Source organism: Gracilibacillus sp. JCM 18966, from assembly GCF_055392695.1.
In genome coordinates, this window is the sequence record NZ_AP043883.1 from 2,297,056 (window position 1) to 2,322,012 (window position 24,957).

Annotated in this window: 17 protein-coding genes and 1 pseudogene; 16 read left to right on the plus strand and 2 right to left on the minus strand. The window is 35.8% G+C overall.

Annotated features, from left to right (window positions below; translation table 11 throughout):
• The first annotated feature begins 19 nt into the window (after positions 1-19).
• The 15 genes and pseudogenes from ACZ5N5_RS10990 (at position 20) to ACZ5N5_RS11060 (ending at position 19,886) form a co-directional block, all read left to right on the plus strand.
• On the plus strand, positions 20-838 hold the full coding sequence (locus ACZ5N5_RS10990) for a carbohydrate ABC transporter permease (RefSeq protein ID WP_464372477.1): 819 nt from the start codon (positions 20-22) through the stop codon (positions 836-838).
• A gap of 23 nt (positions 839-861) precedes the next feature.
• The gene (locus ACZ5N5_RS10995) at positions 862-3,099 is read left to right on the plus strand and encodes a DUF6259 domain-containing protein (RefSeq protein ID WP_464372478.1); all 2,238 of its coding nucleotides are present in this window, start codon (positions 862-864) and stop codon (positions 3,097-3,099) included.
• A gap of 158 nt (positions 3,100-3,257) precedes the next feature.
• A complete protein-coding gene (locus ACZ5N5_RS11000) occupies positions 3,258-4,277 on the plus strand; it encodes a LacI family DNA-binding transcriptional regulator (RefSeq protein ID WP_464372479.1) in 1,020 nt (339 codons plus the stop codon).
• A gap of 21 nt (positions 4,278-4,298) precedes the next feature.
• Positions 4,299-4,886, plus strand: a complete 588-nt coding sequence (locus ACZ5N5_RS11005) for a KpsF/GutQ family sugar-phosphate isomerase (RefSeq protein ID WP_464372480.1) — start codon at positions 4,299-4,301, stop codon at positions 4,884-4,886.
• A gap of 24 nt (positions 4,887-4,910) precedes the next feature.
• Positions 4,911-6,008: a glycoside hydrolase family 172 protein gene (locus ACZ5N5_RS11010; protein ID WP_464372481.1), complete on the plus strand. Its 1,098-nt coding sequence runs from the start codon at positions 4,911-4,913 to the stop codon at positions 6,006-6,008.
• A gap of 146 nt (positions 6,009-6,154) precedes the next feature.
• Entirely contained in the window at positions 6,155-7,000 is an 846-nt protein-coding gene (locus ACZ5N5_RS11015; protein WP_054787346.1) for a cyclase family protein, read from the plus strand.
• 31 nt (positions 7,001-7,031) lie between these two features.
• Positions 7,032-9,191: a DUF4185 domain-containing protein gene (locus ACZ5N5_RS11020; protein WP_464372482.1), complete on the plus strand. Its 2,160-nt coding sequence runs from the start codon at positions 7,032-7,034 to the stop codon at positions 9,189-9,191.
• 26 nt (positions 9,192-9,217) lie between these two features.
• Positions 9,218-11,185, plus strand: a complete 1,968-nt coding sequence (locus tag ACZ5N5_RS11025) for a hypothetical protein (RefSeq protein WP_464372483.1) — start codon at positions 9,218-9,220, stop codon at positions 11,183-11,185.
• Positions 11,186-11,279: 94 nt separating this feature from the next.
• Positions 11,280-12,362 carry a glycoside hydrolase family 172 protein gene (locus ACZ5N5_RS11030; protein ID WP_464372484.1) on the plus strand — a complete coding sequence of 361 codons (1,083 nt, stop codon included), beginning with the start codon at positions 11,280-11,282 and terminating at the stop codon, positions 12,360-12,362.
• A 188-nt stretch (positions 12,363-12,550) separates the two neighbouring features.
• Positions 12,551-13,672 (plus strand): family 43 glycosylhydrolase, encoded by a 1,122-nt coding sequence (locus tag ACZ5N5_RS11035; protein WP_464372485.1) that lies wholly within the window; start codon positions 12,551-12,553, stop codon positions 13,670-13,672.
• A gap of 155 nt (positions 13,673-13,827) precedes the next feature.
• Positions 13,828-15,792: a beta-galactosidase gene (locus ACZ5N5_RS11040; RefSeq protein WP_464372486.1), complete on the plus strand. Its 1,965-nt coding sequence runs from the start codon at positions 13,828-13,830 to the stop codon at positions 15,790-15,792.
• A 157-nt stretch (positions 15,793-15,949) separates the two neighbouring features.
• Positions 15,950-16,105: a sulfatase-like hydrolase/transferase gene (locus tag ACZ5N5_RS11045; protein ID WP_464372487.1), complete on the plus strand. Its 156-nt coding sequence runs from the start codon at positions 15,950-15,952 to the stop codon at positions 16,103-16,105.
• On the plus strand, positions 16,106-17,290 hold the full coding sequence (locus tag ACZ5N5_RS11050) for a sulfatase family protein (protein ID WP_464372488.1): 1,185 nt from the start codon (positions 16,106-16,108) through the stop codon (positions 17,288-17,290).
• A 256-nt stretch (positions 17,291-17,546) separates the two neighbouring features.
• A pseudogene (locus ACZ5N5_RS11055) lies at positions 17,547-18,263 on the plus strand (sulfite exporter TauE/SafE family protein).
• Between the two features lie 24 nt (positions 18,264-18,287).
• The gene (locus ACZ5N5_RS11060) at positions 18,288-19,886 is read left to right on the plus strand and encodes a carboxylesterase family protein (RefSeq protein WP_464372489.1); all 1,599 of its coding nucleotides are present in this window, start codon (positions 18,288-18,290) and stop codon (positions 19,884-19,886) included.
• A 128-nt stretch (positions 19,887-20,014) separates the two neighbouring features.
• Here the strand turns inward: ACZ5N5_RS11060 and ACZ5N5_RS11065 are convergent, their stop codons facing one another.
• Positions 20,015-20,893 carry an AraC family transcriptional regulator gene (locus tag ACZ5N5_RS11065; protein WP_464372490.1) on the minus strand — a complete coding sequence of 293 codons (879 nt, stop codon included), beginning with the start codon at positions 20,891-20,893 and terminating at the stop codon, positions 20,015-20,017.
• A gap of 393 nt (positions 20,894-21,286) precedes the next feature.
• Here ACZ5N5_RS11065 and ACZ5N5_RS11070 point away from each other — a divergent pair, with 393 nt between their 5' ends.
• Complete coding sequence (locus tag ACZ5N5_RS11070; protein WP_464372491.1) at positions 21,287-22,690, plus strand: ABC transporter substrate-binding protein; 1,404 nt, start codon at positions 21,287-21,289, stop codon at positions 22,688-22,690.
• Positions 22,691-22,801: 111 nt separating this feature from the next.
• Here the strand turns inward: ACZ5N5_RS11070 and ACZ5N5_RS11075 are convergent, their stop codons facing one another.
• A complete protein-coding gene (locus tag ACZ5N5_RS11075) occupies positions 22,802-24,178 on the minus strand; it encodes a glycoside hydrolase family 43 protein (RefSeq protein ID WP_464372492.1) in 1,377 nt (458 codons plus the stop codon).
• Positions 24,179-24,957 lie beyond the last annotated feature (779 nt).

Genomic DNA, 24,957 nt, shown 5'->3' on the forward strand with positions numbered 1-24,957 from the left:
AATATGAGGGTGAGTAATAATGAAAAACATGGTTCAAGATGTGTTTCTGAAAATAATAGGTATATTTGTGGCAATTGTCTCCATTTTTCCTTTAGTTTGGATGGCCATTGCTGGATTTAAAAAAGAATCGGAAGTTTTAGCTTATCCATTTAAATTTTTCCCATCGGAGTGGATTTTTACTAACTATATGGGATTATTTGAAACTTCGGAGTTTATACGGTCTATTGGGATTACACTAATGGGGGCGGTGATATTTACCTTTTTGATAATATTAATTAATTCTATGGCAGCTTATGTCTTTGCCAGAATAGATTTTCCATTAAAAAATTTCTGGTGGATGTATGTCATTATGACACTTTTTATCCCATCTATGGCAATTCTAATTCCATCATATATCGTAGTTGCTAAACTACAAATGCTTAACACTTTGGCAGTATTAATTGTTCCTGGAATTGCATCAGCAATGAATGTGTTTTTGATACGCCAATTCTATCTGAATATTCCGACAGAGTTAGAGGATGCTGCATTTATGGATGGTGCATCAAGATTTAAAATCTATTGGTATATTTTTGTTCCACTCTCGGTACCTGTGTTTGTTCTTGTAGGTATTACAGCATTTCTCGGTTTCTGGAATTCATTTATTTGGCCAATTATGGTTATATCAGATGAGAATTTGTATCAGATTATGCAATTGCTAGCTTATTTCCGATCTGATCAAAATAATGAGTGGGGAATGGTAATGGCAGGTTCCACTGTTGCTGCATTGCCAGTAATCATTTTGTTTTTCATTTTCCAAAGATATTTAATAGAAGGTATTAAGATTTCCGGAATAAAATAATACACATGGGAAGGGAGATGACCATGTTAAATCTTGAAAATGAGTATATACTAGTTGCTATTGATAAAGAAACGGGGAGTGTTAAACGTATTTTTGATAAGCAAAAACAGATAGATTATATTTCTCAGCAAGCAAATAGCGTTCCATTTCATGTTGAATATGAACAAGCTACTATTACTAGTGAATTTTCTGAATTTAAATATACATTTTGGAAGAGAGATGAAGCAACAGGTTACAACTTTCAATGGACAATTACTCCTACCATACAGGTATATGCAAAGGTTTATCTAGAAAAGAAATCAAAAGACATTTACTTTCATTGCGAACTTGTGAATGAATCCGAGTTACCCGTAGTAAATTTGGAGTATCCAATTATCTCCAATATTCTTCCGATTACAGAAAATGGGGAGCAAGATTATTTTATCCATAGTTTTGCTACAGGAATTAAAATGAATAATCCACTGGAACATTTTGGGGATAACTCCAATGGTTTTAGGTATATGCCTTATCCAGAAGGTTTTTCGGGATCAACGATGCAATTCTTTAGTTATTATGGACTGAATAAGGGGGGGTTGTATTTTGCTACAACGGATAGTGAGTCCTATTCGAAGTGGCATAATTTTTACATAAATGAAAACAAATGGCTTGAAGCATCATTTGGTCATGCGTGTCAGGACATCGGTCCGAAAAAAGGAATAAAAGTTCCGTATCGAGTTACAGTAAAGCTGTTAGATGGGTTGGATTGGTATGAATCTGCAGATATCTATAAAAGGTGGGCTGTTAAACAATATTGGTGTAAAAATGGGCCAATAGCTGATGTAAGTGAAACGGAAAAATCCACATGGCTTATGGAAGAAATGGGTGTAGCAACTTTTGGAATTAATGCAGGTCATGATCGTTCCAAGTGGCTGGATAATTTTCACGACTATATTGATACGAAAATGTTTCATATTTTAGGACCTGATTGGCCACACACTGTTCAAGACTTTGGAAATCATATTCCTGGAGGAATGGCGGATTGGTTCCCAACTAAATTCAATGCACAAACTTTAAATGCTATTACCAGACATGGGGATAAATATGCACCATTTGAATTTGATTATCTATTTAATATTAATGGAGCTGATGGAGATAAAGGGAGAAAAGCATTACAGCAATTTCCTCAGGATTCGCTTAAAAGTATTGATAAATATAAATTTTCATTATTATGTCCAGTAGATCCATTTGTCCAGCATTTACATGTAGAAAGAGATTCCTATTTGCAGGAAGAAATGGCTGTAGATGCTATTTACTATGATATATCAGCAAATAATATTTTGAAGGTTTGTATGGATAATTCACATGGACATCCAATAGGTGCGGGAAAATTAATTACCGAAGCTTATAGGGAAAACTATCTCAATACTAAACAATCTATGAAAGAAGCTGCTTCCGGAAAGTATATTCCAATGGGTACAGAAATGATGAATGAGGTTTTTTTGGATGTATTAGATTATTATCAAGCTCGAGCTGGCGGACAGCCAGCAGCACCACTTGAAGGATGGAATGTCAAAGAATTATTCAGATTTGGAAAAGTAGAACTGATACCAATGTTCACATATGTCTATCATGAATTTGGGGAAGTAAGGATTGACGGCTGGGGAAAACTAGTGGAGGAAATTGGAGACTTATTTTATTTTACAGTGGCTCGCACGTATCTATGGGGGGGATTATATGAACTAAACTATGAATATAGCCCGATGGAAATGGTTGAAGGGGAGGAAAATTTAGGAGAGGAACATTATTATAAGTTTGAAGAGCGAAAATATGCTTTCTCTCCTGAAAGAGCAAAGTATCTTTCTCAGTTTGCTAGATTAAGAACAGGTCTAGGGAATAAATATTTAGCCTATGGGAAGATGCTGAAACCTTTGAGGTTCACATGTGAAAGTATCACGCTTGACTGGTTTCATTATAATTGTAATGTTCATTTCAAAGAATATGAGGATACTGGAGTAATTGAAGTACCCTCAATAGTTCATTCAGCATGGCAGTATCGACAAAAAAGTGTTGGTTTATTTTTTGCAAATGTTCATAAAGTAAAACAAAACATTCAATTAGAACTAGACTTAAATGAGTTTGACTTAAATAATAAAGACAGAGATATCAGGGTGCTTTCTATAGCCGGTAATGAATTATCTAGAAGTAAATGTGATTCAAACGCTAAACGAAAAGTAGAGATTTCCATTCCAGGTCGAGATGCAGTCCTGATAGAGATATGTTAAGAACAATGTATGAAATAAAATCATAACATTGTTGATAATCTTTAATAGTGGAAAAGCAATCACCATTTTTATCCTGATTTGTGCTTATTTTTGTTGATTAATTATTTACGGTGTATTACAATATCTGTAAACGATTACAGGTGAGAGGCCGTGATAATATGAAAAATAATGTAACAATTAAGGATATAGCAAAAGAATCAGGTGTTTCAACTGCTACAGTTTCAAGAGTTCTAAGTAACAGAGGATACGCTAGTGACGAAATTAAAGAAAATGTTTTAGCTGTTGCTAAAAGATTAAATTATCGTCCTAACGGAATTGCCAAAAGCTTGAAAATGCATAAAACGAATACTATCGGTGTTATAATCCCTGACATATCGAACCCTTATTTCATGAAAATTGCAAAGGGAATTGAAGATGTGGTTCAAGAAAAAGGCTACAATTTACTTTTTATGAGTGGTGATGAAAATCCTAAAAAAGAAAAAAAATTATTAAAAGTACTCATGGAAAATAGAGTAGATGGTATCATTTTAGCAACTTCAGGCGGAAATGATGAAATAATTAAAAATATTTATGAAAGTACACCAGTAATTTTGCTAGATAGAAAACTAAAAAACGCAAATGAAAAGATGGATCTAGTAGTAGAAAATAATTTTGAAGGTGCATACCAATTAGCTAGTTATCTTATTCAAAAAGGACATGACAAAATAGGTATAGTAAATGGTTCTTTAAATGTAAGTACTGGTGAAGAAAGATTTTCAGGTTTTAAGAAGGCTATACAGGATTACAGCTTAAGTCTTGATGAGGAATTTATTTTTAATGGTCACTTTACTGTAGAAGATGGAAGGCAGGCAGTAGAAAATTTTATGTCGTTAAAAAATAAACCAACTGCCATTTTATCTTTTAATAACACGATGACTGTTGGTATTATTCTTGAGTTAACAAAAAGAGGAATGCAAATCCCAGAAGATGTATTCGTTGCATCATATGGTGAAACAGAACTTACTCAGCTAATCGATCCTTTAGGAACAATATGTATAAAACAATCGCCATATAATATGGGAATTCGTGTCGGTCAAATTGCCATGGATCGTTTAGTTAATAATTTGAACGGACCTACTCATGAAGTCTTTAATCCGATTATTGAATTACCAGAAGCTGGTGAAATATTGGGAGAGTAAATTAGAAAAGGAGGGAGAACAATGTCGGTTTTAGACTATGTAAGAAAAGCGATGGAGATAGAAGCGACAGCTATTAATACGTTGTTAGAGCAAGTTGGAGGTAAATATGAAGATGCTATAGAACTTATCCGAAGTGCTACTGGTAAAGTAGTTATTACTGGAGTCGGTAAATCAGGACATGTGGGGAAAAAAATAGCAGCATCTTTATCAAGTACAGGAACTCCAGCATTTTTTGTTCATAGTACAGAAGGGGTCCATGGTGACTTGGGTATGATAGAGTCTAATGATGTGGTAATAATGATATCCAATAGTGGGGAGACTGCCGAGTTATTGAACCTTCTTCCGTCATTAGAGGAAATAGGTGCGAAGAAGATTGCCATTACATCAAAGGTAAATTCTTCATTAGCAAAGGCATGTGATGTGGCACTTACCTATCAATATGAAAAGGAGGCTGATCATTTAGGATTAGCTCCTACTACAAGTTCAACAATTGTGCTTGTGATTGGTGATGCTTTAGCCGTAGCGCTTTGTGAACTAAGGAATTTTACTAATAAGGATTTTCACCTATATCATCCAGGTGGAAGTCTTGGTAAAGAATTATCGAAGTAAAAATTATTTGATGGAGGCAAAAAAATGACTTTTTTAGGAACGTCAATACGTGATTTATACCGTCAGAGAGACGCAAAACGGAAGAGGGCATCAAGCTATGATACAACAGGTGGGAATCGAGATTTTCTGAAAATATACCCAGGAGATAAAGTAGATATTTGTACACTTCAAGGTTCAGGTTGTATCACACATATTTGGATGACGATGGCTCCTTTAAATGATGATATGGAGGAGTTTCTTCACCGTAAGGTAGTCATTCGTATGTTTTGGGATGGGGAAGAAAATCCAAGTGTTCAGGCACCGATTGGTGATTTTTTTGGAATGGGTCATGGTATTACGAAGAATTACTCATCAGCACCTTTGCAAATGAGCCCGGAAGATGGGAGGGCATTAAATTGCTTCTTTCCGATGCCTTTTGGAGAGAAAGCAAGATTAGAAGTTGAAAGTAATGCAGATGAGGCAATAAAGTTTTATTTTTATGTGGACTACGAGCTATACAATAACGATATTGACAGCCCCTTGAGATTCCATGCAGTCTGGAATAGAGAGTTAACAGAAGGAATAGATGATAATATATCTAATGCTCTATACTGCTTCGGAGGTAAGAATAAGACTGGAGAAGAAAATTATGTGCTTTTAGATGCTGTTGGAAAAGGACACTATGTAGGTTGTAATTTAAATATTCATAATTTAAGATTTACCCAAGAGTGGAATTGGTATGGTGAAGGAGACGATATGATCTTTATCGATGGCGAGCCTTGGCCTCCTTCATTGCATGGGACTGGTATGGAAGATTATTTTAATACTGCTTGGTGCCCTCAGCAGGAGCAGAACACGCCATATCACGGAATTATATTGGGCGGTGGTCCCAACTGGTCGGACAAGATTTCTGCATATCGATATCATATTCAAGATCCCGTTACATTTGATAAATCTATTAAAGTAACAATTGAGCATGGTCATAATAATAATAGAAGTGATGATTATTCTAGTACAGCATATTGGTATCAGACGGAGCCACACCAAACAATCCATCCGATACTATCTGTAGAAAAAAGGCTACCATTACCAGACATAAAACCATTTGATTCAAAAGATATGAAAAAGTGCTTTGATTATTAAATTCAACTCAAAAATTATTATGATTTATCGTAATAAATCTAAAGACTAATAACCAGTTTCTCTGAAATATTTTTTCATAAACTGCAAACGTTTACAAATCATTGCCCAACACAGGTGATTACTAGAGATATTTACAAGAAAGAGGGGTGAATCGAATTAATAATTATGGAAAGCTTACTTATCCTGTATTTTCATCAGAACTAATATCTTTAATTAGCAAAGGGAAAATATACAGTCTTCAATACACATTAGAAGATGAAATTCCTGTCATACCAGGTCATGCTCCTTTTTCGATAAGTTCCTACTTACGTCATAGTGATACAGAAAATGAGTTCGAAGGGTCCGCCGGAGCTGCTACTGAAATGGTTATTATGGGGCAACACACAGGAACTCATATCGATGCACTCTGTCACTTTAGTAAAAAAATAGGTGATCAACGGTATTTCCATGGAAATAAACCTGTAGCCGGATCAGAAAATGAAAAAGGTATTCATACTTGGAGTATTGAGAAAATGCCCCCAATTATTCAGAGGTGTGTGTTACTTGATATTGCAGGATCTTTAAGTAGAGATGTATTAAAAGACAGTTACGTGATTACAAAGGCGGATATAGAATCCTGTCTAAAATATCAGGGTATTAAATTAAAACCTAAGGATTGTGTCTTATTAAGAACTGGATTCTCGAAATATTGGAAAAAGGATAATGAACGATTTTTGACTAGTCATGCTGGTGTTAATTTAGAATCAGCAAGATATTTAGTGGAACAGGGTGTGTCCGTTGTTGGTGGAGACACACCCACCTTTGAAGTATTACCTTCTCCCAAACATGATGTACATGTCTATTTACTTGTTGAACAAGGGGTGCCAATAATAGAAAATTTATATCTAGATGAATTAGCCCAAGATAAAGTTTATGAGTTTGTGCTAATTGTTACCCCACTCAAACTGAAAGGTGCTACTGCATCTGTTATACATCCAATAGCAATTTGTTAAATAAAAAATAAACAAATGGGAGGTAGAACTATTGATCAAATTCAAAAAAATAGCTATCGGTATTTTGACAGTATCTATGGTATCACTATGTTTTCTGTTATTTGTGGAAGCGGAATCAAATAAGGATGGTGGAGAGGTAATGAGTGGACTTATCGCAACAAAAGCAAAGAAAGTCGCGAGAGTTACTGGACCAACACTAGAAGGAGAGGATATACCTAATCCCAATCAGACAGATGTCAATTATGGTTTAAGAGCTACTGATCTAGGTGTTATCTGGGATGCTACAACGAATCCAGAAGATAGAAAAGTTATGATTGCATTTGGTGATTCTTATGATGAGGGCTGGGGTGGCTTTGGCGGCGGAGGTGACAGGGAAGGTTGGAGAAGCAATTTACTTGCCCTGTCAAAGGATAATGATCTTTCAGACGGTTTAGCATTTTCGTCTATGATTACATCCGAGGATGACCCAGACTATGCGAAGGAAATTATTTACTCAGAGAAAGATACATCAGGAAATGGGGATTTTACTGCTATTCCAACAGCAGGTGTGACGATAGAAGATCGGCATTATATTCATTACATGCAGATTAGAAATTGGGGTTCTGCTGGGAGATGGAATACTAACTTCTCAGAAATAGCTTATTCGGAAGATGAAGGACAAAACTGGACAAAATCTGGTGTGAAATGGGGAGCTGATAGTAAATTTGCTCAAGCTGCCTATGTAAAACATGAAGGCTTTGTATATATGTTTGGAACGCCTTCCGGAAGAATGGATCATGCTTATTTGGCTAGAGTGGAGGAATCAGAATTTCTTAATAAGCAGGAATATGCATATTGGAATGGAAATGAGTGGATAAAAGATAAAGAGGAAGTAGCTATTCCTGTCATCGATACACCTGTTAGCGAATTAACAGTAGTATATAACTCTTATTATAACAAATGGATTATGGTGTACTTGAATGAAAATCGTTATGCAATGGTAATGAGAAGTTCAGGAAATTTAACTCATGGGTGGTCTCCTGAAACAGAGATTGCGACAGGAGCAGAGTTTCCAGGACTATATGGAGGTTATATCCACCCTTGGACAAATGATGGACAAGATTTATATTTCTTAATGTCTGAATGGGGACCTTACAATGTTGTCCTAATGAAGTCTGAATTAAAAGAGGGTGACCCTAAGCCAAATCTTATCTCCGACCCTTCCTTTGAAGATCAATCCACAGAGGAGATTGCAGAACCATGGTCCCTAGAAAATGGAGAAGGTGGAGTAGATGTAGATAGTAATCACTCTAGAAGTGGCAGTAACAATGCGTATTTAAGAAATGATACAGGCTGGAATGGCCTTACGCAAAAGATTACAGTAAAACCGAATACTAAATATAGACTACATGGATTCATAAGGACCTCTCAAAATAATAACGCTGGCTATTTTGGTATCAGAGATGTGAATGGAGAAATCCTAAAGGAACAAAAGTTCGATAGACATGATAATTATAAAAAGTTAATAGTAGAATTTGACTCCGGAAACAATGATTTTGTTACAGTATTTACTGGAATGCATGCGAACGGGGATACATGGGTACAAATGGATGACTATTTATTGGTTGAAGTTGATACTAATCCTCCAGAAATTACGTTAAATGGTGAATCGACAATCGAAATACCGCTTGGTGGTGATTTTAGTGATCCTGGAGCAACCGCCTTTGATTACTTAGATGGTGATATTACCGACAAAATAGAAGTATCAGGTGAAGTGAACACAAATATAGTTGGTAATTATTTATTGACCTATAATGTAACTGATTATGATGGTAATCAAGCAAAAAAAGTGGAACGTAAAGTAATTGTATTAGGTGAAAATTACACAATGTCGAATGTGAAATTCCATGATTCAGAAGGTAATACATTAAAAACACTTCCACAGAAGGGATTTATTTCAGCAACGGCAGACTTTCGAAATAATTCTAAAGAAGATAAAGACGTAACCTATGTGCTTGCTTTATATAATAAAAAAAATGAAGTTATGAATGTTTCTAGTGTAACAAAAAAATTGAAATCTGGAGAAATGGAAACCTTTACAGGTGGATTTAATATGCCTGGCAACCGTTCTGGCTATTACGCAAAAATTTTCCTAAGTGACATATCAACAAAGTTAAATCCAATTTCAAATGTCGAAGAAATTACGCAATGATACAGGTTAGAAAGGAGGTAATAATATTGCCATGTAGAATTCCTGGATGGCTTTCCAAATGGTTGGTCTTTAGAAATAGTGATCCTTCTATTCAAATAACGTTAAACGAAGAACAAAAAGATAAAACCAAAAATATTGCTTTAATAGAAGCGAAATGGCAACGGGAAACGAAAGAACATGCAGACATACAACTAAATATGCAAGTGCGAAGTCCAAAGGCAAGCTGTAGCTGGAAACCACATCTGTGCCCACAAGAAAATATGGTGGTTGGAGATTTAGTTTTCCGATCACCAGCTATTATATTAGAGAACGAAAATGAGATGCTTGCATTGATTCCGGATTTAGATTTTTTAGAGACACATCGAACTGCTCCGCATGTAATGGACTATGTGGAAACAGATAAATGTCTTTACTATGGTTTGACCCATTATGAGAAGGTAAATCATGTCTACTTTCAGAGAACAAAGCAACCGTACTTAGTAAAAAATAATCAGCCATTGTTTCGATTTTATTTAGTTTGTTGGGAGAAAAACCAACCATCTAGAGATTTTTCACCTGTTACAACCTTTATTTGGGAGAAATTTGCTAGGAAAAGGATGATTTTAGAACAAGATCAACAATCGGATTTTAATACTACGATTGAAGACCTTGAGATTTTTGCTAAAAGGACCTATGATTGGGCATTTAACAAGTGGTCAAAAGTAGTGTGGCAAGAATTTGATTTAAACCAACTAAAAGTAGGTGGCTGTGTTTTTATTGTTCGAGCATCTCAATCCCCGAATAATGGAGACTCGGATAGTTGGCGTGAAAAGAAAAGTATATGGAATCAAGCCTGGTTCTCTAGTTTAAGAAGTGCCTATGGATACCGAATTTGGGGAGAGCATTGGAATAATCAGGAGATGATTCGGAAGGCAGAGTTAGCTAAAAAATTTGCTTTATCAGCACCACAAACACATGGTCTTTTTCCATCAGTTTACCGTGCAAGTAAACTACAGCAATGGGAAAACGGCACATGGGGGCATTCAGATAGGAGACCTCAGAGCCATGAAGAATTCGGTCATCTTTTAGATATGTCATGGACAGGAATTTGGATGCTGAAGTGGTATAAGGATATTGAGCGTGATCAGAGATTAATAGACTACGTCGAGACTTATGTAGAGCGTTTACTAGAAACACAGGCAACAAATGGGAGTTTCCCAGCCTGGGTACATATGCAAACAGGAGAGCATTCACCTTATTTAGCAGAGAGTCCTGAAACATCCATGCACGTGTGGCTATTAACGAAAATGTATGAGGTTACCAATGAAAGTCAATACTTAGAAGCTGCTTTGAAAGGTATAAAATTTGTGATTCATGAGATAATTCCAACAGGACGTTGGGAAGATTTTGAAACCTATTGGTCTTGTTCCAGACAATGGGATGGAAAGCAATATGGTGTAAAAGATGCTCGAAGTGGTTTGTATAACCAGTGTAACTTCTCTATATATTGGACAATAGAAGCCCTGCAATTACTCTATACAATTACAAAAGAGTCTGTATATCTTCAAAAGGGAGAACAGTTATTAGCAGAACTCTCCTTGTATCAGGCTGTGTGGGAGCCTGAATATGTAACAGTACCTGTATTAGGTGGATTTGGTGTAATGAACTCAGATGATGAGTGGAACGATGCAAGGCAAAGTCTGTTTGCATGCACCTATTTTAATTATTATCGAATTACTGGAAAGGAAGAGTACAAATATAGAGGTATTTGGGCGATGAGAGCTGCTTTTTACATGATGTATTGTCCTGAGAACCAAGTAATGAAAAAAATATATGAAGATAAATTTCATTATTTTAGTGAATTGGATTATGGATTTGAAATGGAGAATGCCCATCACGGAGCAAATGGGTCTTATACTGACATTGAACCAGGTGAGTTTACCATATTTGACTGGGGAAATGGGTCAGCTGCTGCAGCACTAGGCGAATTAATGCTAGTCACAGGAGACAAATAGGGACTATTAACAATAGTGTTATAACTTTACGGAGATTATGGTCGGTCGAAGTAAAGTTGAATATAAGATTAATAATAGAGAAAGGAAGGATCAAATGGTTGAATTTAATGGATTAGGTATGGGATTAGGAAACTTATCTAGGCTATCGAAAGCAAAAACCAGATCAATAAGTGCTGAAAATTTTGATGGTGCGAAGGGAAAGGGTGGAATGGCAACAGAAGGGACAGGTGCCAATGCAGGCCGTGATCTAGGTCGGGGGTGGAAAATTTCACCTTCAATTATGATTGAGGCAAATCAATCATATACAATCGCTGAAATTGATGGCCCTGGAGTTATCCAACACATTTGGATGACTTGTTTCCCAGCTCATTGGCGAACCCTAATATTAAGAATGTATTGGGATGGGGAAGAAAACCCATCAATAGAAGTACCTTTTGGAGATTTTTTCTGTAACGGATGGAATGAAAGATGTCATGTTAATTCAATACCAGTTGCTGTGAATCCAGCTGGTGGTATGAATGCATACTGGGAAATGCCGTTTAGAAAATCAGCGAAAATCACAGTGGAAAATATTAGTGAAGATGAATTCCCTTTATACTATCAAGTGGATTATAGCTTAACAGATATTCCAAATGATATCGCCTATTTTCATGCACAATGGAGACGGAGTAATCCTTTACCATATAAAGAAGTACACACCATAGTAGATGATATAAAAGGTCATGGACATTATGTAGGTACTTATATAGCTTGGCAGGTTAATAACAATGGCTGGTGGGGAGAAGGAGAAATTAAATTTTATATGGATGGAGATGAAGAATTTCCAACTATATGTGGAACAGGTACGGAGGATTACTTTGGAGGTGCTTGGAATTTTGAGCATCCTAAAGGCGAATATGGGACCTTTTCTACCGCCTATCTAGGAATGCCACAGATCATAAAACCAGATGGACTTTATCGTGCTAATCAACGTTTTGGAATGTACAGGTGGCACATTATGGATCCAATTCGTTTTGAAGAAGATTTACGTGTAACTATCCAGGCATTAGGCTGGCGTTCTGGAGGTAGATATCTTCCATTGCAGGATGATATTGCTTCTGTTGCATATTGGTATCAAACTGAGCCACATCAATCTTTTCCTAAACTACCAAGCAAAGATGGATTAGAAAATATCTAATGCAATAAACAATATCACGTACTCTTCTTGATAGGAGTGCGTGATTATCATGAGGAAAATTTTTCGTATTGATTAATTGAACTAATACTATGATGAATAACGATATTGGCACTTTGATATAGTTATAGTAACAACACAGAAAGACAAAAAGACTTAGAAAATCTCACTTCAAAATAAGGAGAAGATTCATGCCGAAAAAACTAACAGCATTAAGTATCCTTCTATTATTAGCAGCCGTAATAGGAATTGCTGTATATTATCAAAATAGTACCATAACCAACGATTTAGATGGTAAATTATCGAAAAGTAAGGATCGAGAGGAAGGGTCAACTGGAAAAAAATCTAAAAATAAAGGAAAGTATCAAAATCCTGTTTTTACACCTGTATTCGCAGATCCTTCGATCATTAGAGGGGATGATGGCTTCTTTTATGCTTATGCAACAGAGGATGATTGGGGAGATGGTATGGGGACTAAGGTTGCCCCTGTAATTCGTTCGGAAGACCTTGTGAACTGGAAGTATTTAGGTTCAGCGTTTGAAAGTAAGCCCAATTGGAAAGAAGGCTGGGTTTGGGCACCTGACGTAAGTGAGCTAAATGGCAAATACTATATGTACTATACTAAATCAACTTGGGGAGACCAAAACCCTGGTATTGGGGTAGCAGTTGCAGACCATCCTGCAGGACCTTTTGAAGATCATGGAAAACTATTAGATTCAGAACAAATGGACGTATATGCCATTGATCCGATGTTATTTGTGGATGGAGGTACTCCATATCTGTTTTTTGGTGGAATTACATCAGGCATTTTTGCTATAGAATTAACCCCAGATGGTCTGTCAACTGTTGGTGAAAGAAAAGATATAATTGGTACGGGTTATGAAGCACCTTATATTATAAAACGAGATGGATATTATTATTTCTTTGGGTCGAACGGATCATGTTGTAATGGTGCCGATAGTTCATACAATGTTGGAATGGGACGATCAAAATCACTCTTCGGTCCTTACTTAAATAAAAATGGCGAAGATTTGTTATATCACCGTGGAGACGTTCTATTATTTGGAAATACACCATCAGAAGAAGGGAAGGGGCATATTGTTGGACCTGGCCATAATGCGATAATTACAGATGATGTAGGTGTAGATTGGATCGTTTATCATGGTATTCCTGCAGATAATCCTACACTGAGTAGTGGTGCAACAAGAAGACCATTATTCATAGATAAAATTGAATGGGTGGACGGTTGGCCAAAATTGGAAGATATAAATCCCAGTATCACCCTTAAAGAAAAGCCAGTCATTAATAATTAGATTGAATTATGTACTTATCAGCCTAAAGAGGTGCATTGATTAATACAGTATAACTTAGCTGAGAGCCTTGCCAAATGATTATTGCATATTCTGCTCCAGTTCATCAAACGGTCACAGTGTAAGTTATTAGAAAAATAACAAGGAAGGGTGAAATAATGGATCAAGCAATAACGATTGGTGCAAGCTATTATCCTGATCATTGGCCAAGAGAACGTTGGCAAACAGATATTCAATTGATGATCGAAGCTGGCATTAAAACATTAAGAGTAGCTGAGCTCTCTTGGTCTAAGCTAGAATCGAGAGAAGGTCAATTTGATTTTGGTTGGCTAAATGACTTTATAGAAATAGCTTCTAAGGAAGGTATTGAATTTATTCTTGGTACACCAATAGAGGCATCACCGGTATGGTTACGAGATAAATATCCAGAAGTCGTAAGACATAATAAATTTGGTAGAATTCATGGTGATAGAGGCATGCATTGTCACAATAACTCAACATTTCGTTTTTATGTTAATCGCATTGTGACAAAAATGGTCGAACACTTTGGTGATCATCCTGCTGTTATAGGCTGGCAGATCGACAATGAACTAAGAAATGTCGATTGCTATTGCAATGAATGTGCTCACAAGTTTCGTGAATGGTTAAAGGATAGATATGGAACATTAGATAAGCTAAATGAAACATGGGGAACTCATTTTTGGAGCCAGATTTATCATGATTGGGAAGAAGTTATGTTACCATCTGCAGATCAATTAACGATTTCTGTTAGTCAAAAGCTAGATTTTACTCGTTTTGGTTCCGATTCTACAGTCAATCATTTAAACGAACAAGTCGATATTATTAAGAAACATGCACCACACCAATTCGTAACCCATAATATGCTAGGATGGTATCATAAATTAAATTCTTATGATATTTCGAAAAGATTAGATTTTATTAGTTGGGACAGTTATCCTAGCGTTGATGGAGATAATAATATTGAATGTTTTCTTCATGACCATTTCCGGGCAACTAAACAAAAAAGTCATTGGGTCATGGAACAAAAAAATGGTTATTTTAATTATAGTGATTATAACTTAGCGATTGAACCTGGACTTGTAAGATTATGGACATACCAAGATATTGCCAGAGGGGCTAATGGTGTCATGTATTATCGTTGGCGTTCTAATAGATGGAGCGGTGAGCAGAATCCAAATGGTTTGTTAAGACATGACGGTACACCTAGAAGAGCCTATTATGAAGCACAACAGGTAACGACAGAAATAGCAGCATTTAGAGAGGATCTAGCGAATACAAAAGTAGAAGCACCAGTTGCCATTATTTACAGTTTTAATCAGATGTGGGGCTTTGATTCACATGTTCAATACAAAAAATTTGATTATCGGGGCCATTTGTTAACCTATTATAAAGCATTAAATCGTATGGGTATTACCTCAGATTTGGTTGATCCTACGACTGATTTGTCTTCTTACAAGTTAGTTATTGCACCATCAATGGCGATGGTGAATGATCAAATATACAATAATTTCAAAAAATATGTAGAAAGTGGTGGGCATTTAATTATCGGAGCAAGAAGTGGTATGAAGACATGGGCAAATACGACGACTGATAGCCCGTGGCCAGGCCTGTTTGCAGAACTCGCAGGTATTGAAATTGATGAATTTGAAGTACTACCTAATCGTTATATGAATACGATTACATATAATGGTAGAGATTATGATGTAAAAATATGGTTAGATATGCTTGAACCTAAAACGGCAGAGTCACTAGCCATTTATAATAAGAAATTTTATGCTGGCAGAACAGCAATCTCGAGGAATACTTATGGTAGAGGAATCGTGTACTATGTTGGTGTAATGGGAAATGATGAGCTAGCTAGTGACCTTCTGTATGATATGGTAAGAGCATGTAATTTAAATCCGATACGCTTACCAAAAGGAGTCTATTTATCTAGTAGAGTTAATGAGAATAAGCGATATACTTTTTATATTAATAGAAGTAATCAAACTGCTCATGTTCATATACAAGAAAGAGGATATGATATTCTGAATAGAAAGTCAGTTTATGGAAAGGTTCAACTTAATGGATTAGACGTTTTAATCTTACAAACAGACCTTTAGTGGAAAATAAGTATGATCTCCACCTGTATGGGATAGGCCTGATGACTAATCATGTAAATGTTGCGCTCTAATGTAGCGGTCTTAGTTTGTGTACTCCTCTATTACTGGGGACTTAGAAAAAACAATCTACATGCTTAGAGCTAGGAGGGGTTATATAATGGACAAAAAGAATGTAATCTTTATTATGACTGATCAACAACGCGCGGATTCTATTGGACCAAATCGTAAAGAAAATGCTGACTATCCTCATATGGAGCAGTTACGGAAAGAGTCAGTTGCATTTGATAATTTCTATACAGCAGCTTCGCCATGAGTGCCATCCCGTCATTCGTTTTTAACGGGAAGACAGCCATGGAAAAATCAAGTACACGGCAACCTTAAATTTGGGGAAGAAGGGGATACAACCTGGATGCAAATTCTTCGTGATTACGGATATAAATGTGTTTCTGTAGGAAAAACGCATATGGTGCATGCGGGAAGTTTCCATATTCAAATCCCAGTTGGTAAAACATTTGGAAATAGTGGTGATTGGAATCACTTTGAACCTAGTGCTTCACCAGAGCAAGAAGATTTATATTATGATATTCATGCTGCTAGACGGGCATGTGATGCGCCGGATAGATTAGATGATGGTGCGGATCCGTTTGCTATGTTTATAGGTTTTCATGCCCCACATGAACCGTATATGATGCCTGAAAAATATTTGGAATATTGCAAACCAGAGGATGTGAGCCTTCCTAAAAACCGACACGAGAACGAATATGAAACTAAATCTGAAGCATATCGCAGACGAGTGGATTTATTTCATGAGAAGTTTGGAAAAATGACTGACGATATGGTTCGAAAAGGCATTGCCGGTCATTATTGTTTACTGAAAATGGTCGATGATTGTTTAGGACTGATTATGAATAAACTTAAAGAGAGGAATTTGTTAGAAAATTCAATTATTGTATTTGCGTCTGACCATGGAGAAATGCTAGGAGAACACGGAATTTTTAATAAAGCTGCTACTTCATACGAAGCAGAAATACGTGTACCATTTATGATACGTTTTCCAGATGGATATAGAGCAGGCGAAACAGTAGAAAGCTTTGGTTCTAGTATAGATTTTGTCCCTACACTATTGGATATAATGAATCTAACATTGGATATATCCTTACCAGGACATTCATTATTCCCTTCTGTTAAGAATGGTATATCTGTTAGAGAATATGTAACCTTAGCAGATGGAAATGGAATGATGGGTATTCGGACAAAGGGTTATAAGCTTTGGTATAATCCTCATTTTAAAGATGGAGAAATGTATGATCTAAACAAAGATCCAAAGGAGATGAATAATTTATACCATGAACCAGCTTATAAAACATTGCGTGGAGAACTATTTGAACTAATGCTTCATGCACGAGTAATAGATGATGTTTGTGATAATGCGCCAACAAAAAAGGATATATTGCGTCATAAAGAAGTAAAATCCTCTTATGAACCAGAGGTAGTCTGATTTATTAGCAAAATCTTCTTAAATAGAGGAGGTTTGGAAGAAGGATAAAAAAATCGATTTTGAATTCCAAAAAAATTAATCTTTATGAAAGACGTAACAAACGTACTTCTTATATTAAGTTTGCACAATTGATCATGAGTAAAAGATGTGAGTTGAGTTACTCACATCGTTTGCTCGTATAAAGTTTTTTAATTATCTAAAAAAGTACCGGAATAGTAGGAGCATAGTTTGAATGATCTTATTAGTTATGTTTTTAATGGGCATTTTATTAGGTTTTACCGGAACAGGTGGTTCAGGGTTTATTATTGGACTATTGATTGCTTTTTTTAATATTCCCGTACATACCGCACTAGGTACATCCATAGCTGCAATGGTTTTTACGACTTTATCAGGTTCCATTAGTCATTTTAGGGAAGGAAACACAAAATTGAGAACAGGTATATGGATAAGTATTTATGGTGGAATTGGTGCATTTTAAGGAACTTTATTATCACGGCAAATTGAATCCAATCAGCTAGTGTGGATGACTAGCAGCATGTTAATTTTATCTGGAATATTAATATGGATGCGCACCAAAATGCATCAACCCCAAGAAGAAAAGAAAAATAATAAAAGTAGCTTGTCCTATTGGTTACGTGTTATCATTGTCGGACTTGGAACAGGCGGTTTATCTGGGGTATTTGGAATCGGCTCTACACCGTTTATCCAGCTCTCGTTACTGGTGTTCTTTGGGTTTTCAATGAGAAAAGCGATTGGAACAACTATGCTTATCATTTTACCAATCGCATTTTTCGGGGCTGTTGGATTTCTGCAAGCCGGTTTTTTTAATTGGATTCTTTTTTTAAAAGTGGTTGCAGGACCAATGATAGGTTCATACATTGGTGCAAAATTTACAAATAAGGCACCTTCTGCGGTTGTTCGTTTTGCTATGATATCAACCCCGATTATTGGTGGGATAATTATGTTATGGTAATTCAAAAGGAAAGGAGTTGAAAACATGGAACCTGTTCAAATGATAGTTCAAACAAAGTATGGGAAGGTTAAAGGGAAATATGATGTTAATTCCACTACTTTACAATGGCTTGGAATCCCTTATGCTAAGCCCCCGGTGAAAGAACGACGTTGGAAAGTATCAGATCCACCGGAAAAATGGGAGGGATTATTAAATACCACCGAGTATAAAGACCGTTCCGCTCAATTGGTTGACGGAAAACTAATAGGAAGTGAAGATTGCTTATATTTAAATATATGGAAACCTTTAAAACAAAAAACAGTGCGACCTGTATTGGTATTTGTACATGGAGGTGGCAATGTAACAGGATCTGGGGAAGATTTTAATGGTGAAAATCTTTGCAAAGCTACTGACAGTGTAGTTGTGACGATTAATTACCGCTTAGGGGCAATGGGATTTTTTCGTCATCCTTCCATCAGAAGTGGTGATCCAGCTACTGATTCTGGTAATTTTGCTATTCTTGATATACTACAAGCATTTGACTGGGTAAAAAAGAATATTGCAAACTTTGGAGGAGATCCTCATAATATTACAGCTGCTGGGCATTCTGCCGGTGCCAGAAATCTGTTAGCAACATTAATATCACCTCTAAATCATTCATTATATCATAAGGCAATCATTTTAAGTGGTGGTATGACTAATTGTGATCCTGCATTAGGGGAAAAGCGTTCACAAGATATCGTGGAACAGCTTTTAGTCATGAAAAAAGTAGTGAATTCTAGACAAGATGCAAAAAAGTGGTTGAAGGATAACAATTCTACCACCGTTTATTCTTTTCTAAGTAATTTGCACGCTAAGGAAATTCTTAGTCTTTACTCAGACTCACCGTTACAGATGCAACCTTTTCCTCACTTATTTAAAGATGGAGCAGTTATTCCAACAGAAGGGGTTCCATCCAAAGGGATACCTGTAATACCAATGATAATTGGTAGTACAAATTCTGAATTTTCTTCATTCGTAACGAGGCACGCTTACTTTTCTTCATTCGTTTCAGATAGATTTTTAAGAAATTGTAAAAAAGAAGAGAAGCTATTTTATGCAGCTACAAATTATGGTAGCAAACTATTTGCAGCTTTTAACGCGGAAAGTACAGCAACATCTATTAGTAAGGGTAATCATAATGATTCTATCTACGTGTATCGGTTTGCGTGGGGAACAAAAAATGACGTTATTTCATCAGATTTGCAATTATTATTTGGAGCCTTTCATGGTGCAGATTTAGATTTCTATTCAGGTATGGTTACTGGATTAGCAAGAGACGCAGGATCAAATTATTTTAATGAACATAATAAAAGAGGGCGTCAAAAACTAGCTTACAGGATGAGACAGTATTTGAAAAATTTCATTTATACAGGCAATCCTAATGGTGAGCAAAAAAGAGATCTGTCCTTAATAGAATGGAAGGATTGGTTGTCAAGTAAAGGTATTCTCCTATTGGATGCAGACTTAAAACGTGAATGGATTAGCATGACAACAGACACCTTGAGGAGGGAAGAGATAATTGTAGAAATGGAAGAAGAGCTAGATAAAACCGATCGTGAGAAGCTGGAAAATTTATTTTTTAAAGAGAGATTTTTCTGGTAGTACGTTAGATATATCTTTTCTCATTGTGTCAAAGGTCGATGAGACTACGATTAATGTGGAGTCAGTGGAGATGAAGAAATCTCCCCATAGATGAATAGATAACTGTAAAATTACCAAAAAATCTAAGCTTAATTCTTAAACAGCCATTTGTTTCTACTATCTACCAGAGTATTTTTTCGAAAAGACGAAGGTGTACTTTTAACAATTTTTTTGAACTTACGAATGAAATAAGTAGTATTTGTAAATCCAACTTCTTGCGCAATTTCATTAATGGTCAACGATGAATTAAGGAGTAGTAATTTCGCTATATAGATGCGGTACTGATTAACAAATTCCAATGCAGTCATTCCGTATATTTTTTTCATGCAACGATTTATATAGGCTTCATGGAAATTAATTGCAAGACTAAGCTTTTGATTTGTAAAGTTTTCATTATAATGTTGCTTTAGGTAGGAACATGCTAATTCAGCAACTTTATGGGCCGTAGTGGGATAAGTTGTTTGTTCTGATAAGGCTAATTCAATCAATATATCTTGAAAAATTAATTGTTGTTTCCATTTATTAAGCACAATAGATTGTTGCTCTAAAATACCTAGCTCTGTTAACATATCATAAATTACTTCTGCAGAGGAGATTTTCTTATACTGATGTAGGACGATCTCGAATTGATAGTTCTGGCTGTTCCAACTATTAAATGGAGATGGTTCGGTTTCCCATTGCCATCCCCCTATTGTGTTGAACTGTACCCAAAACAAATTAGTTGTAGAAGGGGCAAGTTGGTGAAAAAAATATTTAGATTGAGGTCTTAAGATTACATACTCCCCAGCATTTACTTTCCACTCTTTATTATTAGCTTCTCTTATATGAATTGCACCTTTCGTAACAACAATTAAATGAAATACACCATTTTGAATTTGCCCTAATTGATTATCCACTTCTTGAAAAGTAATGGTATGACTAACCATATAGTGAGGTAGTGGAGGACATTGTAAATAAAGTATTGTCATTTTCACACCTCCAATAAAGGGTTCATAATGTACGATTTTTGGTTCGTATCATCTATTGTGAATGGTGGTAAAAAAACTTATAATTTCAGTAACTTTATTGATATACCATTATTTTATTAAGTTAATAAAGTAATATTCCTATAAATGATAACGCTTACGTATTATGACTTAAGTATTCTGCCTTACTTTGGCGTATTAACGCTAACCATAAGAGGGGAAGGTAGCAGTCTAAAAGCGTAGCATTGACAAATAACGTTTACAACTTTATTGGTTGGATTACAAATTATTACTAAGATTTTTCCATTTATTAATGGATAAAAGTCTAGAACATTTTGAAAGGAGGTTGTTTGACTTTTAAAAAAGCTTAGACATAATAAACGGGGGGGAAGACATTTGAAAAAGTATACTTATGTTCTTATGTTTTTTATGTTATTTATGCTATTATTGACAGGCTGTTCAATTGGCGGAAGTCAAGTTGGTGGTCCTTCACAGGGTGAGACCAATCAAGAAAGCGATGGTGAGGGTACCTCTGAAGAAGGAGAAACAACGGAGATAGGCAGTTTAACGGAAAAGCTAACATATGATTCTAGCCTTTCAGGTACAGTTACCTTCTGGACGTGGACTCCTGATATTTATGAACAAATCATTGTTGAATTTAATAAGGATTATCCGAATGTTGAAGTAGAATTGGTTGGATTAGAGTTTGGAGATTTACATGATACCTTACAAACAACACTTGCAGCGGGAGAAGGAGCTCCAGATGCAGTACAGGTTGAACAAAATCAATTTGCAAGGTATTCAACTGGTGATCTTGTAGAAGATTTACTACAGCCACCATACAATGCAAGTCGTTATCAAGACGGTACATCTGAGTATAATTGGGAGAGATGGAAGTCAGTCGATGGAGAAAGGTTATTAGGAATGCCTTGGGACGTTACGCCAGGTGTATTTTACTATCGTGAGGATCTTTATGAACAGGTAGGGCTTCCTAGTGAACCTGAGGCATTAGGAGAATTTCTTAAGGATCCTGAAAATGTTATAACTGCAGCGCAAACGTTAGCATCTAGTGGTATGTATATGTTTGAATGGAGAGATTCCCCTGCTGTTCAATACGGAGATGCTATTGGTTACTTTGATAGTGAATATAATTGGCTTCGTAATGATGAAAAAATGGCAGAATTATTAGATCTTGTAAAAAGAGGTCATCAACTAGGATGGGCCCCACAAATATCAGTTCTTGCTTCAGATGAAGGGAAGCAGCTTGTAAATCAAGGGAAAGTTGCCTCTTTTCCAATTGGAAGCTGGGGGGCAAGGGAACTAGAAAATATATTTCCTGAGCAAGAAGGAAAATGGAGAGTTACGACAATGCCGCTTGGGCTGTATGTTGGGTTGGGAGGGTCATCTTTTATGATCCCCTCTCAAAGTCAGAACAAAGAAGCTGCTTGGGCATTTATAGAGTGGATGAATATGGCAGAAGAGGCTTGGAAAATATTTGTAGAGCATTCCGTTCAGCCAGGGTGGAGACATATTACTAGTCTACCATGGTATCAAGAGCATACAAATCCATACTTAGGTGGGCAACAGGCTTATCAGCTCTATGATCAGATTGCTTCTCAAATTCCTGTACGAAGATTGACTCCATTGGATGGGCAAGCATGGCCACTTTATATTGAAAAAGTTGCGGAAGCCATTGACCAGAATATTGATTCCAAAACAACCTTACAACAAATAGAGGACAACGTACTTAATCAACTTAGTTCGGAGATTGAAGAGTTAAAAACAAAAATGGATAATTAAAATTATTATCTATAACGGCTGTCAGATTACTGACAGCCGTTAATTTAGGGAGGAAAGACTATCGTATTTCGCTAACCATTCGTTTTAAGAAAACTCCCACAGATAATAGTCTCACTTTATTTCTGTTAAAACCGTACCTATGCTTGATCCATTATGTATATTTATGAAGTTATTCCTTGCATTAATTTTTAACGTAATAATACTCATATCATCTATCTTAAGGTTCACCTCATAATTTTCTTTGATAAGAACAATATGATGAAATACATCCGTATTAAAAATATTCGATAAGTTATAAGAAGCAAGCAGTTGCTCTTTATTTGTAGCGTAAATCTTTTTTTTCGGAATGTCAATTTTCCAATCAATTGTCATTATTTCATTCACTAATTGAAATAATGTACAAACACCGTTCTCCCCTTTAAAAGATTGATTTGTCTCAAACAGGAAGGAGAAAAAACGGTGCTTCTTTAGTTTGTCATTCAGCTCCGTAACCGAATCGATAAACCTTCCATCAAAAGTTGGCAAAACAGGTCTTGCCAGCTTATCTTTTGAAGGAAGCTCCAATATTAAATTGGTATCATCCCACGCTAAACGACCAACCCTTACTTTTCTTCCGTTCATATCATGTGGTTCAAAACCATGATAAACAATATAATCATCTAATCCGTTTGGCCCTTTGACAACAACATGGTGTCCAGGGCCAAAACAGGCTTCATTCGTTTGAAGTACTGGTTTGCCGTTTCTCCATTTCTTCCAGCTTGTATCCTTCATTCCTTCAGACCCCATAGGTGTATCTGACGTAGCATAGTAAACACCATAAGAATCATCTCCAAAAAATCCTGCACTATACATCTGGTAATATAAGCCTGATTTTTTTACTACAAACGGTCCTTCATTCCAATAGAATGTGCCTTCCTTATTTCCTTCCCAGCGATATTCTGGTTTTACAACCAAAGTAGGATTCCCACTCAGAGTAGTTAAATCAGTCATCCGATCCACCACATTTCCAGTACCAATTACACCATTTGGCCCTCTTGTGTATTTATTTCGGACATTGTAAAACAGATAATAAGAACCATCTTCATCCTTAAAGGGATGCGCATCAATGGACCATTCATCTGTTAAAGGTTCACTAGCTAATTGAAATGGACCGATTGGGGAGTTACTTGTTGCCACTCCAATTCGTCTAATTTTATCATTACCTGTTCCGTCATCATTCATAACTGTACCGGTTACATACATATAAAATCTACCATTTTCGTATATAACTTCTGGTGCCCACAAATCAATTTGTGCCCAATGATTTGGTCCATTCGAAGCTTTTAAAGCTATTCCAACTTTTTCCCAATCAATAAGATTGTTCGAACAATAAACAGGAATTTCTTTCGCAGCGGTATGATATAAGTAGTATACACCGCTGTATTTTAGTACAGCAGGGTCTCCGTGATCTGTATTTTTAATGGAAATAACAGGATTTTTATAGGTCATGTTCTATTCCACCTTACTTGAAAATTTATATATAACTAATCCCTTTAGATTCGAAGGATTCGAAGAATTTTCCGAATAACTTCAACCATTCCAATCACTTTTTATACGATATGTTGCCAAACACTATTTCGTATTGATTCATTTTGGTTGTTGGAGGAACTGCGAGGTAAGGCACTAATTTCACCACTATAGTTTCTGATACTGAGTTTTAAAGCATATTATTAAACTATATTAACAAAGACTACTCAACGCATTATATCAAATCAAAAATTTATTATCTACCATAGATTCATCCAAAGCATATACTATGTATGTATTATATGTATAATTAGCTGTATCCAATTATTTTTAAAATTACAAAAAAAGCTTGTCAATCTCATAGATGCATGTTAGGATAAAAAAAACAAGGTAAGTGAATGAAGTGAAAGAACTTTTCAAATCCTAAATGGATACGGAAACAATAGAAATAAAGACAATTGCATTTGTGTAAATATGTAATCGATTACATATAATGAGTGGCTAGAAGAGCTGATTCTAGTTCCAAGATGACCTCCATCTGTCGTAACTATACATGTCCCTCACCACCATGAAAATACAATCCAAATTGAGTGGATCCTTTTCATTAACTCCAAATTCTTTTTTAATTGTGTAAACGTTATCACACCTAAGAAATTATCTAATTTTAGGAAATAGAATATTAAGTATTGATTTGTAAACGCTGACATTAATGAAAGTTAGTTAATCTAAACCTTCTCTTAGTAAGTTTATCAGTAGTTTGT

What these genes read in the sequence shown, in the direction of transcription:
- ACZ5N5_RS10990 (WP_464372477.1), top strand. Translation starts at nt 20, where the DNA reads ATGAAAAACATGGTTCAAGATGTGTTTCTGAAAATAATAGGTATATTT.
- ACZ5N5_RS10995 (WP_464372478.1), top strand. Translation starts at nt 862, where the DNA reads ATGTTAAATCTTGAAAATGAGTATATACTAGTTGCTATTGATAAAGAA.
- ACZ5N5_RS11000 (WP_464372479.1), top strand. Translation starts at nt 3,258, where the DNA reads ATGAAAAATAATGTAACAATTAAGGATATAGCAAAAGAATCAGGTGTT.
- ACZ5N5_RS11005 (WP_464372480.1), top strand. Translation starts at nt 4,299, where the DNA reads ATGTCGGTTTTAGACTATGTAAGAAAAGCGATGGAGATAGAAGCGACA.
- ACZ5N5_RS11010 (WP_464372481.1), top strand. Translation starts at nt 4,911, where the DNA reads ATGACTTTTTTAGGAACGTCAATACGTGATTTATACCGTCAGAGAGAC.
- ACZ5N5_RS11030 (WP_464372484.1), top strand. Translation starts at nt 11,280, where the DNA reads ATGGTTGAATTTAATGGATTAGGTATGGGATTAGGAAACTTATCTAGG.
- ACZ5N5_RS11035 (WP_464372485.1), top strand. Translation starts at nt 12,551, where the DNA reads ATGCCGAAAAAACTAACAGCATTAAGTATCCTTCTATTATTAGCAGCC.
- ACZ5N5_RS11040 (WP_464372486.1), top strand. Translation starts at nt 13,828, where the DNA reads ATGGATCAAGCAATAACGATTGGTGCAAGCTATTATCCTGATCATTGG.
- ACZ5N5_RS11045 (WP_464372487.1), top strand. Translation starts at nt 15,950, where the DNA reads ATGGACAAAAAGAATGTAATCTTTATTATGACTGATCAACAACGCGCG.
- ACZ5N5_RS11060 (WP_464372489.1), top strand. Translation starts at nt 18,288, where the DNA reads ATGGAACCTGTTCAAATGATAGTTCAAACAAAGTATGGGAAGGTTAAA.
- ACZ5N5_RS11065 (WP_464372490.1), bottom strand. Translation starts at nt 20,893, where the DNA reads ATGACAATACTTTATTTACAATGTCCTCCACTACCTCACTATATGGTT.
- ACZ5N5_RS11075 (WP_464372492.1), bottom strand. Translation starts at nt 24,178, where the DNA reads ATGACCTATAAAAATCCTGTTATTTCCATTAAAAATACAGATCACGGA.